Consider the following 15,925-nt stretch of genomic DNA (forward strand, 5'->3'; position numbering starts at 1 on the left):
TTATTGTATTTATTTGTTATTTGTATTTTTGAACTGCATTTTATCGCATAATGCAAAGCGCATCGCAGCCCATAAATGCAGAATGAAAGTGGCGGCCCGCTATATTTTTATTTGCCAGTAACGAGCCAGCGCATTTCTTACTTAATGTAGTTTTGCCAGCAGCTTAACTCTCGCGGATCACCATGGGTTTTTAGCCAACGAATAAAACTCTGCGGGCAGCGTGTGTTTAGGTTCAATTGACACCAAGCATCTAATGCGGCTTGAGTCACGTAACCTTCTTCAAAGGCGAGATAGGCTTTATCGGCATGACGCCAAAAGCTGTGATCGATTCGGCCACGCTCAGCGAGAAAAGGATGCTCTGTTTTGGGAGTAAATTGTTTGTTCACTTGGTTTGCAAGCTCACTTAATATTCTGCCAATGACGTCTGCACCAATCTCTGGGATCGATAACTCATCTATTTGGTTAATGTTGTCACCGACAATGAGTTTAACGCGATCGATAAGAAAATCGTTGTTCATTTCAATCGCCAACTCATAAGCAAAAATATCCAACCTGGCAAAGATACGATCGCGATATTCTTCCTTGCTAAATTGCTTATCTTTAATGGCTTTATTATATGCCTTTACGTTTGGGTGCTTGCTGAATAGTTCTTTCTGCAATTGTGGATACTGAGCTAATCGCTCTTTAGGCAACATGGTGAGCAAGTCGGTGAGTTCGTCGGTATTAACCATTAAGCAGCCAAGCTCTGTCTTGGCATTTTGCGATAGTTTAATTGTCACGTTGATTCCTTAATCGCGTTAAAAATCATTAAGCGGAATATGTGCCGCGAAGCAACATCTCAATGTCGTTCATTTTGCCAGTATGACCATTAGTAGTCATTACTAATTCTATTAATGGTGTCTAGTAAATCTCATCTTCCTATTATCTCACCATCAAATGGAGCTGAGTATTTGGGCTTCCAAGCGCTGTTTATTGCCAAAGCCAAAGCGCGGCGATAGTAGCTCCTGACTGTTTTTATTACTTGTGTGAGAGAGAAGATATGAAAAAGATTGTTTTAGCAAGCGCGTTGGTTGGTTTAGTTGCAGTATCAAATGGCGCTGCCGCGTCAGAATTTACTATTAACCCTATGTTAGGTGTATCGCACAATAAGGCCTTTAAACCCAATGTTGCGGCAGGTGTCGAGCTCGGATATAAGGATGTGTTGTTTGGTTATACCTACACTGGTGATAAGAAGGACTCAACCCAATCTGAAGTTTTTGATTTTGATGGCAGTGCTGCTCAAGTGACAGCGGGCAGCAATGAGCAGTTTAAAGCACATTCTGTGTATTTAGGTTATCAATTTGCTGTTGGTACTGGTCATTTAGCTGTTAAAGTCGGTGTCGATTATTCCAAATACCGTAACTCTTTAGGGATTCACGCATCTACGTTACCTAATTCTAATGAGTTTCATAAAGCCGGAGTGAGCTTGAATGGCTCAAGCGGTTATGAGCTAAGCCCTATGGTCGGTGTGGGTTATTATCTCGATAATGGCCTTAACTTTAACCTGCACTATACCTTCCAAAGTGGCGACCGTGATATGACGGTTAGTGGTTCAGGCTATATCGATGATAAGAAAGGTAGCACAGCAGGAAAACGCGTTAAAAGTGCATTCGATAATAAAGACCTAGGTACAGTGATGTTCACTGTTGGCTATCGTTTCTAATTGCTTGCTTAGTTAAAGCGCCGTAGCTGGCGCTTAATTGGGAAGAGTATGAAATCAGACAAATTAACTTGGCCACTTTCTGTATTGTTGCTGATTTTTATGGGTATTTGGTCAGCGATCATTTTAGTGTGTTATACATCACCGCTTCATGCTGAAACCACGGCGGAGGCGTTATTGTCACAGTCGAATCCAGCGGCTGACTATTGCTTGTCGCAAAACGGTAAGCTGCGAAAGGTGGAAACTGAAGATGAGTGGATCGATGTGTGTGAGCTAATGGATGAGCAGCTTATTGAGCACTGGTTATTCTATTATCGTCGGCAACATAGCTTTTAATTTTAAGGGTAAGGAAACTTGCCCTTTTTTACTTTTTGGAACCATTATGAACTATTCCCCAAAATGGCGCGCCCTTCAAATGAAGTTATTTACATAACATCCTGCCACCAGTAGCTTCCGCTAGCTATCAATAGCATTAAAGTAAGATATTTTTGTTGAAATCAAAATTTAATGTTACGTTCCAATAATGTAGCTTTAACTTTTTGCTAACATTGTAGGTGGGATATGCGCATAGGGATTGTTTGCCACCCCAGTATTGGTGGGTCGGGCTTAGTGGCCACTCAGTTAGGTCTTGGTATCGCAAAGCTTGGACATGAAGTTCATTTTATTTCTAGAACTCGTCCGTTTAAGCTGCTGGAAGACTTAGATAATGTCTTTTTTCATAGTGTTGAGGCGATTCATTATCCTTTGTTTACTGATCCGTTATATACCTTTGCGCTTACCGCAAAAATTGTTGAAGTTGCTGAGCAGTATCAGCTCGATGTCGTGCATGCACATTACTCGATCCCACACTCATTATGTGCCTACTTAGCAGGCGAGATCAGTCAACGTAAATTTCCGACTATCACCACCATCCATGGTACCGATGTCACTGTCATAGGGCAGGATAAACCCCTATACCCCCTTAATCAATTTAGTATCAACAAGAGTGACAAAGTCACTACGGTATCTGCGTTTCAACGTGATTACATTCGACAAAATTTTGATATCGATAACCCAATTGAAGTGATCCATAACTTTATCGACTTGTCGGTATTTTCTCCAGATAACGCCAGTAAAGATGTCAGGCGTACATTGGCTCATGATGATGAGAAAATTATCATGCATGTTTCAAATTTCCGCGCCATTAAAAACACCCAAGCAGTGGTTCACTCGTTCAATATCGTGCAGCAGCAACTAGATGTGCGTTTGGTTTTACTGGGCTCTGGGCCAGATATTGATGGTTTGAAGGTCGAGTGTCAGCGACTAGGCATTTTGGATAAAGTCAGCTTTTTAGGTGATGTCACCCATGTTGAATCTTATCTGGCTAATGCCGATTGTGTTATCCAGCCAAGTTATAAAGAGTCGTTCAGTCTAGTTGTGCTCGAAGCAATGGCTAGTGCCGTACCTACAGTAACCAGTAATGTTGATGGTATCCCAGAGGTAATGCAAGACGGAGAAACTGGCCTGATGGCAGATCCGGATGATATTGCTGGGTTGGCTGAACATACGGTGACGATTTTATCGGATGCCGACCTACAACAAAAAATGGGGCGAGCAGGCAGGTTACGCGCCGCGGAGCTGTTTAATCCAGAAGACAAAATTGCCCAATACTTAACAACTTACCGCGAAGCGATAGCACAATTTCAAGCAAGTCATTCGTAGTAGAGTCAGCGAAGTTGACCGCTGCGATACAGAGTTAATAAGCCATAAAATATGATAGGACATCATTATGACAACCAAAGCCAATACCGGGGAACCCGTCGTTAGCGAGCCTAAGAAGAAAAAGCTCAGTATGTCGACCATAGTGTTACTGTCATTTGCAGCGGGCATACTCAGCGGTTTGTTTTTTGGTGAGCGATTGGCTTGGATGTCAGTGATTGGTGATGCGTTTATCAAATTACTGCAAATGACCATTATTCCTTACATTATTGTTTCTTTGATCTCGAGTCTTGGAAATCTCACCTACGACCAAGCTAGGTCGTTGGGGGTCAAAGTGGGTAAGTTGATGCTGGTGATCTGGCTGTTTGGCTTGGTGGCTATGTATGCGATTAAGTATACGTTTCCCGACTGGGTTGCTGGTGAGTTTTTCAGTTTGACCGCGCTGGAAGATCCTAAATCGGTCAATATTCTTGATCTGTATATTCCGTCTAATCCATTTTTCTCATTATCCAATAGTTATATTCCAGCCATTGTGCTGTTTTGTGTTGCCACCGGTATCGCGCTGATCTCGATTGATGATAAAGAGTCATTGCTTAAACCAATGCAATTGCTCGGCGCCTCATTTAATAAAGTGACCCAATACATAGTGACCATGATGCCTATCGGTATTTTTGCTATGACCGCGGCAACGGCTGGCACCATGGACTTTGATGAATTTCAAAAATTGCAGGTTTATTTTGCTGCCCATGTGGTGATGACCGGGTTACTCAGTTATTGGGTGTTACCGGCAATGATTGCGGTAATCACGCCGTTTTCTTATCGAGATATTTCCGGCATTGCTAAAGATGCACTGATCACCGCATTTGCCGCCGGCAATATTTTTATTGTGTTGCCTTTATTGATTGAGCGAACCAAGGATTTATTTCATAAGTACCAGCTTGGTAATAAAGACACTGACGATTATGCCAATATTATTGTTCCTGTGGTCTTTAGCTTCCCTAACTTAGGTAAGCTGCTAACGATTGTTTTTGTGTTGTTTGCCGCTTGGTTTTCAGGCCAAGAACTCGATTTTATTACCTATTTCCCCATGGCGGTAAATGGGTTAATTAGCCTATTCGGTAGCGTGTATTTAACTATCCCCATGTTGCTGGACTCACTGGAGTTGTCCTCAGATCTGTTCCAGCTTTATATGGTATCGAGTCTATTTACCAGCCGCTTTACCTCTTTACTAGCAGCAATGAATATCTTTATTTTAGCGGTTGGCGGTACGGCTATGTTGGCGGGTATTGCCAAAGTCAGCATGAAGCGCCTGATTGTTTATAGTGCATTGACTCCTGTGGTGTTTGGTAGCTGCTTATTAGTTACCTCTGTAGCACTCGATAAGATAGTGAATACCGAATATAAAATGGATGAGGTTGTCGCACACATGAGTGCAGCGACTAAGTTGCCTGAGGCCAGTATCGATTTAGATGCGAGTCCAATTGCAGTTGGGCAACCACGCTCTGTAAAAGAGATTGTTGCCAGTGGCGAGCTAAGGGTAGGTTATAACCCTATTCAGGTGCCGTTCTCCTATTTTAATGCAAAAGATGAGTTGGTTGGTTTTGATATTGAAATGATGAAAAAGCTGGTGCTGGAGCTGGGGGTAGAGGTTAAATTTATTCCCTACAGCCCAAATACCGCAGTTGAGTCGCTCAATACCGCGCAGTTTGATTTGGCGGTTTCAGGTATACAGATGACCACCAAACGCTTGCAGTTTGTCAGCTTTACCGATCCGGTGCTTTCATTGCACTATACCTTTGTGGTCAAAGATCATCGTGCGGACGATTTCTCAACTCCTGAGAAAATCAGTAAGTTGAATTTACGCGTTGCCTCGGTCGGCGATTACTCCATTATTCCAATGTTGAAACTCAAATATCCCCATTGGCAGTTCGATAGTATCGCCTCTGATAAGGTGTTTTTTGATGATGACGGCAAAACGTGGGATGGATTATTACTCAGCTTAGAAGCGGGTAAAACCTGGACTATTCTTTACCCCAGTTATACCACGCTATACAACCGTGACGAGATCCGCTCTTTCCCTGCATCGTATGTTGTCGCGCTAGACAACCAGTCATTGCAAAGCTTTATGAATAGCTGGCTTGAATTGCAAAAGTCTAGCGGTTATGTCGATAGACTATATAACTATTGGATTTTAGGGGAAAATGCCAAACCTAAACAACCTAGATGGTCGGTGATTAAGGATGTGTTACATTGGGTTGAAGATTAGGGCATTGCGACTTTGTGATGATAGTGAGGGATAGGTTGTACACGTTTAGTAGAGTGTTTCCATATGTGTTGGCGGCAGTGGTGGTTTTATGCGGGCTAACTAGGCCTGTATATGGTCAAGTTGATTATGAAATAGGTCCTGAGTCCTACATAGATGAGAGTGATGAATGGCATTATTTATTGCTATTTCCAATGATTTGGGCGCCGAGTATTCAAGGCGAGATAGAAGCCGATACAGAACGTGTCGATATTGAAGTGCCGTTTGAGAATATTCTTGATAATTTGACCTTTGGTGTTATCGGTGAGCTGTATGCGCAAAAAGGGCGCTGGCTTTACAGCTTACGCCTTAATTACCTCCATGTCAGAACCGAAAGGCGTCCCGAGGGGCTTAAAGGCCCTATCACTGGGGGTATTATCGCGCCAGAACATCTTATCGAAACAGATATGCACATGGCGGTAAATGATCTTTTGGTGGGCTATGAGATCTATCCTGGTTTAAGGCTATTAACTGGTGTCAGGCATGTGTTTAATCAAGTCGATCTAAACGTAAGGCCTGCGGTTGATGAGGGCTTGATTCAAATAGAGGCCAACATTCCACTTTCAAAATCGCATCAGTTTGATTGGCTGGCGGGAATATCATACCGCTATTGGCTTACCGACAATTGGGGGCTGGGCGTTTCGGCTGACACTAAGATAGTCGGTGACAATGATCGTAACTATGGCTTTAATGCGGTGGGTCTATATCGTTTTGGCCATTTGCACAATGTCTGGTTTGGCTACCGATATTTACAAATAGGCAATGACACTGAGCAAGATGGACTATCCACAACCATGGATTTTATTCAGCAAGGGCCAATGTTAGGTTGGGCATTTAGCTTCTAGCTTAACGAGTTGTAGTGGCAATGACAGTGGCACTTTTAGTGACAATGAAAGCGATGCTTATAATGACCAAGTGATACCTAGTGAGCCATAGCCGTGCCAGTCTTTAGGATCAGATTGATACTCTTTGGTATAGGTTGCAAAACGCCAAGTTAGCGCCCATTTTGGGTGTGCCCAAACAATGCCAACATCGAATCCGGCTTGCTGCTTTTCTGGTTTAACTTGGTTATCGTAGGGAAGGTCGCCGTCAATAGTGAGATCGTTGAACCGGTAACCAATAAAGCCACGGGTATATGCAAACCAGGTATTGGGTTGGCTTTGTGAGGTGATATTGCCAACATGGCCCGAATGTTGGCTTAACTGACCAAAATTACTCGCCAGCTCGTTTCCCCAACGTAAACTCAAGCCGATATCAGTTTGGCTGCGAACATTGCCCGCTTGAGCGTGACCAAACCCAGCTAATTCCCATTGTGTTTCAGCCGTTGCCGTTTGGCGTAGCAAGAGTTTATCTATCTCATAAGCGACCTGTATCGTCAGCTGATTTTCTATTTGATGGTCCCAACCATTAGGAGCGCTAGAACCAGTAACTTTATGAATAAAGCTTTGTAGTTGTTCATTACCCGATGCCGGGCCTATCACGCCAATCGCTAACCAATTTTTTTGAGCTAATGTGTCACTGTAAGTTGCAGTATATCCTTCAACAGCTAAGGTTCCGGCGTAGGGGCGGTCATAGGGTTGTGGGGTGGTTAATTCAATTTCTGCGGGAGTCCACATTTGCTGCGCAATACTCACGCCCCAATTTTGATGGGTATAGGCTTGATCAAAGCCAATTAGGCTCTGCCATTGAAACCAGCTAGGTGCCTGTGCCAACGATGGTTGTAAATCGGCTGACCACCCAAGGAAAATACCGCTGGTATAGTTACCGTCGTCGCCATAGATAATGTCGTTATCTAGTTGCAAATGCCATTGACTAGCTTGGGTACTGGAGCTTAACAATAACAAGCCAAGCCCTGCCCATCGCTGGTAGCAACGTAAGGGGCGGCATAGGGCATTGAGCTGGCGATGTATAAGGTATTGCATCCAGTGGTACCTAATCATGGGTGGATGATAGCTTAAGCATATCGTCCACCATGATAGTGGCAAAGTGATTTACTGTGACGTTTTGTAGCAGGAGTTAGTGGTTAATCTGCATTAGTCGATAATTGACTGAACTGCTTCATCAAAACCGTTCAGTGAATAACTTTGATCATAGAATTGTAGTGATTTTGCATCTTGCATCATAGCGATAAGTTGTTCACTTTGCTTAGTTTCGACAAGAGCAAATGAGTAGCCAGATTCACAACCTATTTTAGCGGGTAGCGAGATTGTCTTTGAAGCTTGCTGACTAAAATCTAGGTTGACATTGATGTTGGCATCAATGGGCTTAAACAAAGCATCTTGTCGATTGCAATACAACTGATCGTTGACATTAGTAAACAGAACGGCTGCTTCATCGCCCATGGAAACTAAGCGCATTTGTTGGTAACCGAGTTTAGCAATAATTGCTGCTTGCTCGCGTTTGCCATCTTCCACTTGTGTCCAAGTATCTCGATTAAGCTCTTTTGCATCAGCAACGTTAGTCGTTACGCCCACAGTGGCGATAGCGGCTGCACCTAACAAAGTCGAAATGATGATAACTTGCTTCATATAGGTTGTCCTCATTTTGATGATCTGCTGTTTAAGTCAAACCAGTGTAGAAATTTTGTGCTTAACTGAAGCTGAATGTGATGTTTTTATCATCAAATATGATTTTTAAGTTGTGCGCAATCTAATTTGTGATTATGCTTGTAGTAAATAGATTGTGCACAACTTAAGTGGGTCGCTAAGTTTGAATGAGAGTTTTGTTTGAATAGACGGCTTTATACCAATCGGCATAAGAAAGTGATCTACTCAGAGCTATTTTTGGCAAACTAATTCGAGACGAATAACTTAAGTAATAGTGGTTCTATTGGGAAGTTATTCAACGAAGAAGTAGGCAGCCAAAAAAGCGCCCAAAGGGCGAGTTTTAGCACTTCTGATCCTGTGTAAACGAACTTGAACGAGAGTAACGCAGGAGCAGTTACCGAGGAGCATTTCATGACCTTGTCTCAGAAGCGCTAAACTCTCGCTGAGCGATCACATCTTTATGCCGATTGGTTTTATATACGTGAATGTGCTTAAAAGATTTCATGACATAACAATCAAGGATTTAAACATGACGGTAATTTATCAAACACAAGCGACGGCATCTGCTGGTCGAAATGGCAACGTAAAAACTGATGATGGCTTACTCGATGTCGCGTTGAGTTACCCTAAAGCTATGGGAGGAACGGGGTTAGCCACCAACCCTGAACAGTTGTTTGCCGCGGGTTATAGCGCCTGTTTTTCTAATGCAATTATTTATGTGGCCCACGAAGCAAAAATCTCGCTAAAGCAAGCACCTGTCACTGCCAAAGTTGGTATTGGACCGCGCGAAGACGGTGGTTTTGCCTTGACTGTTGATTTATCAGTTGAGCTAGAGTTACCGACAGAGCAGGCGCACCAGTTAGTGGCCGTTGCCCATCAGGTGTGCCCTTATTCCAATGCGGTGCGCGGCAACATAGACGTTGGCATTACTGTCAATGGAGCAGGCCTAGTATCATGATACAGAAGACCAGCGTGATGCAACAGTTAAGCGCGAAGCGAGAGGCAAAATATTTGCTAGCAATGGGGCGGGTGATGCTGGGGTTATACTTTTTATTGCCTGGCATCATGAAATTCATCAGTTGGGATACCCATGTTGCTTTAATGGCTAAACATCAAATGGTGGCTATTGAGCCGTTACTGGCCATTGCAGCTGTAGTGCAAATTGTTGCTGGGCTGCTATTAATCGCTAATCGTTATGTCGCCATTGTCGCTTTGGGTTTAGCCTTGATGGTGCTAGTGATTAACGTATGTTTACACGACTTTTGGAACTTAAGTGGGTTAGAAGCTGCCCATGAGATGCAAAACTTCGTTAAAAATCTTGGCATTTTTGCCGGCTTGCTGGTGCTTGGTGGTCACTATCGAAGCCAAGCGCGTTAGTACAGCTAGTGACAGTGAGCATCTAGACGTGACAGCATAAGGTTTTCGCTAGATAGACTTTATTCTCATATAGGCCGTTTAGGTGTAAAAACGGGCTATACTGAATCTTGAAAAGCGTTTTTGCGGTTGTGCTCGAATGTAATGGTTGAGCGTTATCGTGAGAGTAGCAACTACGTTAGTTATGGGCTTATAGCGTAGCCAACGGGGGAGATTGCATAACCCTTAGAGCATATGTATGCACTTTCAATCTAGCATGAGCTAGAGCATTGGAGCTCTCGACGGTGCATAGGCTGGTCGGTGAATGGTTTTAGCTGCTGATGAGCTAGTGAACTTATGCGAGTGAGACTTAATCATTGGAATTAGGTCCGTCGCCCTCGACGCGCTTTTCACTTATTGCAAAGACCCGCTTTGTTAAGCGGGTCTTTTTTGTCGAAGACAACCTAAAAGCCTGCCGAATTGGCTAGCGCACAGCCAAAAGCTATAGTACTTCGCCAGCAGCCTTAAGCAATAGCCAAATAGCTAAGCAATAAGCTAATTAACACCCATGCGTTACAAAGCATTAGCATCAGCCATTAAGTGTCAGTTGCCGATAACCACTACAGCGTGGGGCTAATCACCGCTCACATTCAGCGCCGATATTGGCTCTAGTCGTTTACCTCACGCTTTCCCTTGAGCTGTTTCGGTGGTAGTGGCGCAGACTGTGCTCTTTTTGCCTTGCCTCGCTAAAGGCGGTGACCCGTTTCAAATAGCCAATGACCCGTGTGCCGTGGTCTATGTCGCGACTGCCGCAGCTGGTGCAGTGATCTAAGGTACGTTTATCTATCGTCTCGCACTGATTACAGATGGTGATTTTCACATTGACGCAAAAGTAGTTGCAGCCGGTCTTAGCGGCAACATTAAATAGCTTGAGGTAAGCCTCGGCGCTGAGGGCTTCGTCCAAATTCAGGTGCAGCGCCGAGCCGCCGTCGAGGTACTGATTGATTTCTTTGCCATGCAACACAAACTTATCCAGATGGTTGGTCTGCTCATCTTCCACCAGATAAAAGTAGGAGTTATAGCAGTCACGGTTAACCTGATAGCCCGCCTTACGATCCCACATGGCGTTTTTCACCCCTAGGTTTTCTGCTGGCACAAACTCGGTATTAAACATGTAGCCGCTTTGTGCCTTGGCATGCTGGTTAGCATCAAAAATAACCTTAAGTTGCTCACTAACAAACTGCTTATACTGTGGGTTATTGCCCACCGTAAGCCCTTTAAATTCAGCCGCTTCTGCCATGCCATTAATACCTATGGTGAGAAACTGTTTATCTAGCGAGATAAAGCCCGCATCGTACACTGATAGCGCTCCCTGCTGCAGGTATTGTTGCATTAAGCTGCGGTAGGCAATTTGGTATTTTTGGATCTTCTCTATTTCGTTATTCAGGCAGCGGTCATCTTGTACCAAGCGGTTCATATTCAGTGTGATCACATTAATTGAACCGGTGGCCACGCCGCCAGCTCCCAGCGAGTAAGAGAAGGTGTTATCAGCAATTTCATTACGTAAACGGCAGCATGAGGCTAACGAATCTGCACTATCAGATAGGTAGATAAAAAACGCGTTTCCATCAGCTTTTTGCTGTGCCAGCTTACGGGCAAAGTCAGTGTCTTTACATTGGCCATCTTGGGTCAACATGGCGGCGGTGACCACTGGGAAGGTCAGTACCGATTTTTCTCGCTCACGGTTCAGCCAAGTTAAAAAGTAGTGTTGTAAGCGGTCGACACTACGCCAGTCAGGGCGGCTAAAATCGGGGAAAACAAATTCACCAAACATGGCGTCAAAGTAGTGCTGATCAAATACCGAAATGTTCCAAAACACACTCTGATAGCCACGGGCAGCGGCCGGTTGATTGATGGCATAGACCACATGCTGCAGGTGGTTGGCTATCTCAAACTCATGCTTGTCGAGATAGTCATCACCAAACTCCCGGCGGGCAAAGTAGTCAAAATAGGTGAGAAACTCTACCGTGGCCACTGCGCCGGCAAACTGCGCCGAGATGGCGAAGATCAGGTTAATGAACGAGCCACAAAAAGAGGAAAGGTGCTTGGGCGCTTTAGACTCGCCGCCAAGTTTGGTTAAACCATCGAGCAGAAACGGATACATACTGATGGAAGTGCAGTAGGGCTTAAGGCTAGTTTCATCGTGAACATAGATTTCGTGGGCTTCAATTTGGCGCAGATACTCATCAGCCAAGGCATCATCATATAGCGCGCGAATTCTATCCTGCACTAAGGCACGGTTTATCTGCACAAAGCAGTCCTTGAGTAGCTCCGCCTCTAGGGTGGCGATGTTCTTATGGCTGACATTGGCGTTAGCATCTAGCTTGGAAGCGTCGGCGGCGTTTTTGGCCTGAAAATAGTGTTGAATAAACGCTTTTTTATTGTCGATCTGCTCTGGATTAAGCCGCAACATTGTCTGCTCCTGCAATTGAAGTATGGCTAGGTGAGGTGATAAAGAGATGGTTTAATTTTTCAAGGGTGTGCATATCGCGAAACACCTGATTGCTGCGCGGGCTGTCTAAGCCGCCCAGCTCGGGCACCCAACGGCCGGTTTTAAGAAAATCCAGCTGTGAACTGATTGCCATATCCACATGCTGCTCGCCTGAATAGAGACAGGTCTTAAGACCGTAAGATTTAGCAATATGTAGTTTTTCAATCAGCGTCTTGGGCTGCCACTCGCCACCAAAAAACAGTACGCAGCTGATGAGGCCTTGGTAGCGTTCAATCCAGTGAGTAAAGCGCTGGTTGCTGAGCGGTTCGCCCTGCTTTGGGTCCCACAGCTCAGTGCTGTGACAACCTTTACAACCAACACGGCAGCCTGTAATGCTAAAGCAGAGGCTGATCTCTTGTGGCACCTCTTGAAATACTATGGTGGGGTGTAAACAGTTGAAGTCCATTTTTACCCATATGTAGGTCTATAATTGTTTTATGGCACAATATATAGTCTTTTACTAAGTATTTGACTTGATCTGGATCAAGCATTGTTCGCTAAAAAGGAAAGTGAACCACAAGATATAGTGGTCTTGATTGGTTGATGGCCACTAAATGTAATGGCTGACATTTTATAAAACGGATTGTTAGGTTGATATATGGCTAATCATTAACGGTTACTTAAGTAAATTCTTCTTACTTTTTAAGTCAATTTATTCAAATTAATTTACAACGAAAGCTCATCTAAAATGCCTAAAAAATTCAAATGATAAGGGCGATAAGATGAACCGAAATACAATCAAGCTCAGCGCAGTGGGATTAGTGATTAGCGTGATTTGTGGCAGTGTATTAGCGACAGAGCAACTTGATCCTCGTAGCGAGCAATATCAAAAGAAATTTCCCAAACAGTATCAAAGCTGGAAGCAAACGATTGAGCAAGATAGCAAAGTTGATGAGGTAAAAGAGAACCCTAACCTCGTGGTGTTATGGGCAGGCTATGCCTTCTCTAGAGACTATGATACGCCCCGTGGCCATCAATATGCGATCACCGACTTGAGAGATACTCTAAGGGTTGGTAGTCCAGACGCTGATCATAAAGATCTGCAGCCTATGGCGTGCTGGTCCTGTAAAGGCCCTGATGTGCCAAGGATGATAGCCGAGCAGGGCGAAGATGGCTTCTTCAGTGGTAAATGGAGTAAAGCTGGATCAGACATCGTCAATACTATCGGCTGCCAAGATTGCCATGAGCCCGGCTCGGCAAAACTAAGAGTATCTAGACCGTTTGCACAACGGGCGATGGATAAAATTGGTAAACAGTGGGATGGAGCTAGCCGCAAAGACAAACAAGCGATGGTATGTGGTCAGTGCCATGTGGAATATTATTTTGAAGGTGAAGATAAGAAAGCCGCTTTTCCTTGGGACAAGGGCGTCGATGCTGATAGCGTTGAGCGCTACTTTGACTCGATTGAATTTGTGGATTGGACGCACCAAATATCCAAAACCCCCATGCTTAAAGCGCAGCACCCGGACTATGAAACTTGGAGCTTAGGTATTCATGGACAAAATGATGTGACCTGCATTAGCTGCCACATGCCCAAGATCACTAACGCAGAAGGGCGCAAATTTACTGATCATAAAGTCGGCAATCCATTTGATCGTTATGATCAAGTTTGTGCCAACTGCCATGAACAAACCAAAGAGCAGATGCAAGATGTGTTAGAACAGCGTAAAGCGATGATCGCCGAGCTTAAAGACAGAGTAGAGACGCAGCTAGTTCATGCCCACTATGAGGCTGGCGCTGCGATTGAAGCCGGTGCTACTGCAGATGAAATGAAACCGATTCAAACTGATATTCGCCATGCGCAGTGGCGTTGGGATCATGCAACAGCGTCCCATGGTATCGCCATGCATAACCCTGAAGAAGCTCTGCGAGTGCTGGGTACCGCAATTGATAAATCAGCAGATGCTCGCGTTAAGCTAGCCCGTTTACTGTCAGCGAAAGGGGTTAAACAACCTGTTGCGATTCCTGATATTTCAACAAAGGAAAAAGCGCAAAAAGCCATTGGCTTGAACATGGAAAAGCTAGAAGCTGAAAAAGCACATTTCAAAGAAACGGTATTGCCTAAGTGGGATGAGCAAGCCAAGGAAAGAGAAGCAAAATATGATAAATAATCACAGCTAATGGGGTAACCCTAAGTTGTAAAAGTTAAACGAATAAGTCCTATATAGCGACACATCTCTATGCTCAAACCTCACCTGTCGAGCACCGCTATATAGGCATTTTTTCTTCAAATATTAAGTCCCTCATCCATTTAGTTGGTATTTTCTAATTTCAAATACAGGTTAAATCACCCACATATTAGCCATATAAAAAAGGCCCCAACACTTTCGTGTTAGGGCCTTTTCTGAATTGGTGGAGGCGGCGGGTTTACTCGTATCATCCTGATACTCGCCCCTTCGGGGCTGTCGCAAGCGACGTTTAAGCTTGTTTCCGCCCCTACGTCCCAAAAGCCCAGATTTGCTCCATGGCTTTACTTGACCATTACAGAGCAAGAAGACTTTAAATTTTCATACTTAAGTAGAGGAATTATTACTTCTACCTTTAAAACGTTATTGCTAATCAACAACTTTCACATTAGGGAAATAATGCTTAACGCATAATTCGTAATCACCTTTTTTTAGTGCAGAAAATCGAGTCTGATAATTCTTAAGTTGGCATGCATAACTTTTATTATCAGGAGTGTTTTCGCTCCAAGACCAATCTTGTTCCCAAGAGAGGGGCAGTGCACCAGCACCACCCTCGTCAAACTGCTTCATACCTGCGCAACCTAGTTTTTCATTAGCAGCAATGGGAACTGCTAAATAATTAGCAAACTCAGTGTAGTACTCAATACGGTTTAGTGACTGTGCTATTTCCGTACTACCTCCACATTCAACACCACCATTTATTATTTGTGTTGTAACACCGAAACCTGGTGTTAAGCCATTAGTTAAATCTCTTTCATTTGGAACCCATGTGCCGTCTACAACATGAAGCATACTAGGTTTAGGTGGTTGTGGGTATGTGTAAAAAAACACAGCACTGGCTAGGTTCAGCCACGTGTCAGCGACCATTTCTGGCTGATCTAATAAAGTCCGTACAGTACCAAACATAGCGTCTGAGAATGGACCGTAGTTATAGTTATAGCTTAGTTGCTTGGAGCCTCGCCCAAAGTAACTTTTATATTCTCCATTCTCAAAAGTCCCGCAAGGCCATGTTTCTCCTTGCCATGTATCGGGATTACACTCACCATTATATCCTCCCCGCATGTTTTCATTCCAGCCCATCTCTCGGATATGAACTAGCCCCTGTCGCCATTCTGGCACATCCCAGTGAGCAGTATGTCCGCCAGTTTCTTGTGTAAAATGAGCAAACATGGTTGCTAGTGCTTTACGACAAATTGCATCAGCATCTCTTTTGTCACTGTAATTGCCACAAAATGCAGGGAATTTAGCAGTAGCTTTTAAAAAGTTTAGATAAGTGTACTCAGGTGAGCGTCTAGGGAATAAATAGTTCCAGTCATCACTATTGATGATTGACTCAATGCGCTTAACGTTATCTGGATTAGAAGCTAAATGAGGGCGTATCGCCTCAACCTTTTCATTTTCAAGTGTTTTGATTGAACTTTTAACCTTTAGCATTAGTTCAGATGACGTTAGTTCTAGCTCTTTTTTTTCTATATCAGCTCTAGATATTTGATACGTCTCCTCTGGGTCAGTCGGGTCAGTCGGGTCAGTCGGGTCAGTCGGGTCAGTCGGGTCAGTCGGGTCAGTCGGGTCAGTCGGGTCAGTCGGGTC

14 protein-coding genes are annotated in these 15,925 nt (G+C 44.1%); 8 read left to right on the top strand and 6 right to left on the bottom strand.

Features of this window, described 5'->3' with window-relative positions; all coding sequences use genetic code 11:
* Positions 1-137 precede the first annotated feature (137 nt).
* Positions 138-779 (bottom strand): hypothetical protein, encoded by a 642-nt coding sequence (locus tag ACHUFW_RS03255; RefSeq protein ID WP_394200573.1) that lies wholly within the window; start codon positions 777-779, stop codon positions 138-140.
* A 260-nt stretch (positions 780-1,039) separates the two neighbouring features.
* Between ACHUFW_RS03255 and ACHUFW_RS03260 the strand changes: the two genes are divergently transcribed.
* The 5 genes from ACHUFW_RS03260 (at position 1,040) to ACHUFW_RS03280 (ending at position 6,544) form a co-directional block, all read left to right on the top strand.
* Positions 1,040-1,702, top strand: a complete 663-nt coding sequence (locus tag ACHUFW_RS03260; protein ID WP_394200574.1) for a hypothetical protein — start codon at positions 1,040-1,042, stop codon at positions 1,700-1,702.
* Positions 1,703-1,750: 48 nt separating this feature from the next.
* Positions 1,751-2,035, top strand: a complete 285-nt coding sequence (locus tag ACHUFW_RS03265; RefSeq protein WP_394200575.1) for a DUF333 domain-containing protein — start codon at positions 1,751-1,753, stop codon at positions 2,033-2,035.
* Between the two features lie 225 nt (positions 2,036-2,260).
* Positions 2,261-3,400, top strand: coding sequence for an N-acetyl-alpha-D-glucosaminyl L-malate synthase BshA (gene bshA / locus ACHUFW_RS03270; protein ID WP_394200576.1), 1,140 nt, complete (start codon positions 2,261-2,263; stop codon positions 3,398-3,400).
* Between the two features lie 67 nt (positions 3,401-3,467).
* Positions 3,468-5,663 (top strand): cation:dicarboxylate symporter family transporter, encoded by a 2,196-nt coding sequence (locus ACHUFW_RS03275; RefSeq protein WP_394200577.1) that lies wholly within the window; start codon positions 3,468-3,470, stop codon positions 5,661-5,663.
* Between the two features lie 35 nt (positions 5,664-5,698).
* A complete protein-coding gene (locus ACHUFW_RS03280; RefSeq protein ID WP_394200578.1) occupies positions 5,699-6,544 on the top strand; it encodes a hypothetical protein in 846 nt (281 codons plus the stop codon).
* A gap of 57 nt (positions 6,545-6,601) precedes the next feature.
* Here ACHUFW_RS03280 and ACHUFW_RS03285 read toward each other — a convergent pair whose 3' ends face one another.
* Positions 6,602-7,621, bottom strand: a complete 1,020-nt coding sequence (locus ACHUFW_RS03285) for a lipid A deacylase LpxR family protein (protein ID WP_394200579.1) — start codon at positions 7,619-7,621, stop codon at positions 6,602-6,604.
* A gap of 111 nt (positions 7,622-7,732) precedes the next feature.
* On the bottom strand, positions 7,733-8,227 hold the full coding sequence (locus tag ACHUFW_RS03290) for a hypothetical protein (RefSeq protein WP_394200580.1): 495 nt from the start codon (positions 8,225-8,227) through the stop codon (positions 7,733-7,735).
* Positions 8,228-8,774: 547 nt separating this feature from the next.
* Here ACHUFW_RS03290 and ohr point away from each other — a divergent pair.
* Together ohr and ACHUFW_RS03300 are read left to right on the top strand one after the other, a co-directional pair.
* Positions 8,775-9,203 (top strand): organic hydroperoxide reductase Ohr, encoded by a 429-nt coding sequence (ohr, locus tag ACHUFW_RS03295; protein WP_394200581.1) that lies wholly within the window; start codon positions 8,775-8,777, stop codon positions 9,201-9,203.
* Positions 9,200-9,622 (top strand): DoxX family protein, encoded by a 423-nt coding sequence (locus ACHUFW_RS03300; protein WP_394200582.1) that lies wholly within the window; start codon positions 9,200-9,202, stop codon positions 9,620-9,622. The genes ohr and ACHUFW_RS03300 overlap by 4 nt, the downstream gene beginning before the upstream one ends.
* Before the next feature lie 652 nt (positions 9,623-10,274).
* Here the strand turns inward: ACHUFW_RS03300 and nrdD are convergent.
* Entirely contained in the window at positions 10,275-12,071 is a 1,797-nt protein-coding gene (nrdD, locus tag ACHUFW_RS03305; RefSeq protein ID WP_394200583.1) for an anaerobic ribonucleoside-triphosphate reductase, read from the bottom strand.
* Positions 12,058-12,555, bottom strand: a complete 498-nt coding sequence (nrdG, locus tag ACHUFW_RS03310) for an anaerobic ribonucleoside-triphosphate reductase activating protein (protein WP_394200584.1) — start codon at positions 12,553-12,555, stop codon at positions 12,058-12,060. Before nrdG ends, nrdD begins: the two co-directional genes overlap by 14 nt.
* Before the next feature lie 316 nt (positions 12,556-12,871).
* Between nrdG and nrfA the strand changes: the two genes are divergently transcribed.
* The gene (gene nrfA / locus ACHUFW_RS03315; RefSeq protein WP_394200585.1) at positions 12,872-14,260 is read left to right on the top strand and encodes an ammonia-forming cytochrome c nitrite reductase; all 1,389 of its coding nucleotides are present in this window, start codon (positions 12,872-12,874) and stop codon (positions 14,258-14,260) included.
* Positions 14,261-14,704: 444 nt separating this feature from the next.
* Here nrfA and ACHUFW_RS03320 read toward each other — a convergent pair.
* Positions 14,705-15,925, bottom strand: a 1,221-nt coding sequence (locus tag ACHUFW_RS03320) for a chitinase (protein ID WP_394200586.1), incomplete at its 5' end; no start/stop codon positions are given.

The sequence above is a fragment of the Shewanella waksmanii genome (assembly GCF_043643685.1).
GTDB lineage: Bacteria > Pseudomonadota > Gammaproteobacteria > Enterobacterales > Shewanellaceae > Shewanella > Shewanella waksmanii_A.

Coding starts and splice junctions, on each gene's coding strand:
- ACHUFW_RS03260 (WP_394200574.1), top strand. CDS start 1,040: ATGAAAAAGATTGTTTTAGCAAGCGCGTTGGTTGGTTTAGTTGCAGTA.
- ACHUFW_RS03265 (WP_394200575.1), top strand. CDS start 1,751: ATGAAATCAGACAAATTAACTTGGCCACTTTCTGTATTGTTGCTGATT.
- bshA (WP_394200576.1), top strand. CDS start 2,261: ATGCGCATAGGGATTGTTTGCCACCCCAGTATTGGTGGGTCGGGCTTA.
- ACHUFW_RS03275 (WP_394200577.1), top strand. CDS start 3,468: ATGACAACCAAAGCCAATACCGGGGAACCCGTCGTTAGCGAGCCTAAG.
- ACHUFW_RS03285 (WP_394200579.1), bottom strand. CDS start 7,621: ATGCAATACCTTATACATCGCCAGCTCAATGCCCTATGCCGCCCCTTA.
- ACHUFW_RS03290 (WP_394200580.1), bottom strand. CDS start 8,227: ATGAAGCAAGTTATCATCATTTCGACTTTGTTAGGTGCAGCCGCTATC.
- ohr (WP_394200581.1), top strand. CDS start 8,775: ATGACGGTAATTTATCAAACACAAGCGACGGCATCTGCTGGTCGAAAT.
- ACHUFW_RS03300 (WP_394200582.1), top strand. CDS start 9,200: ATGATACAGAAGACCAGCGTGATGCAACAGTTAAGCGCGAAGCGAGAG.
- nrdD (WP_394200583.1), bottom strand. CDS start 12,071: ATGTTGCGGCTTAATCCAGAGCAGATCGACAATAAAAAAGCGTTTATT.
- nrdG (WP_394200584.1), bottom strand. CDS start 12,555: ATGGACTTCAACTGTTTACACCCCACCATAGTATTTCAAGAGGTGCCA.
- nrfA (WP_394200585.1), top strand. CDS start 12,872: ATGAACCGAAATACAATCAAGCTCAGCGCAGTGGGATTAGTGATTAGC.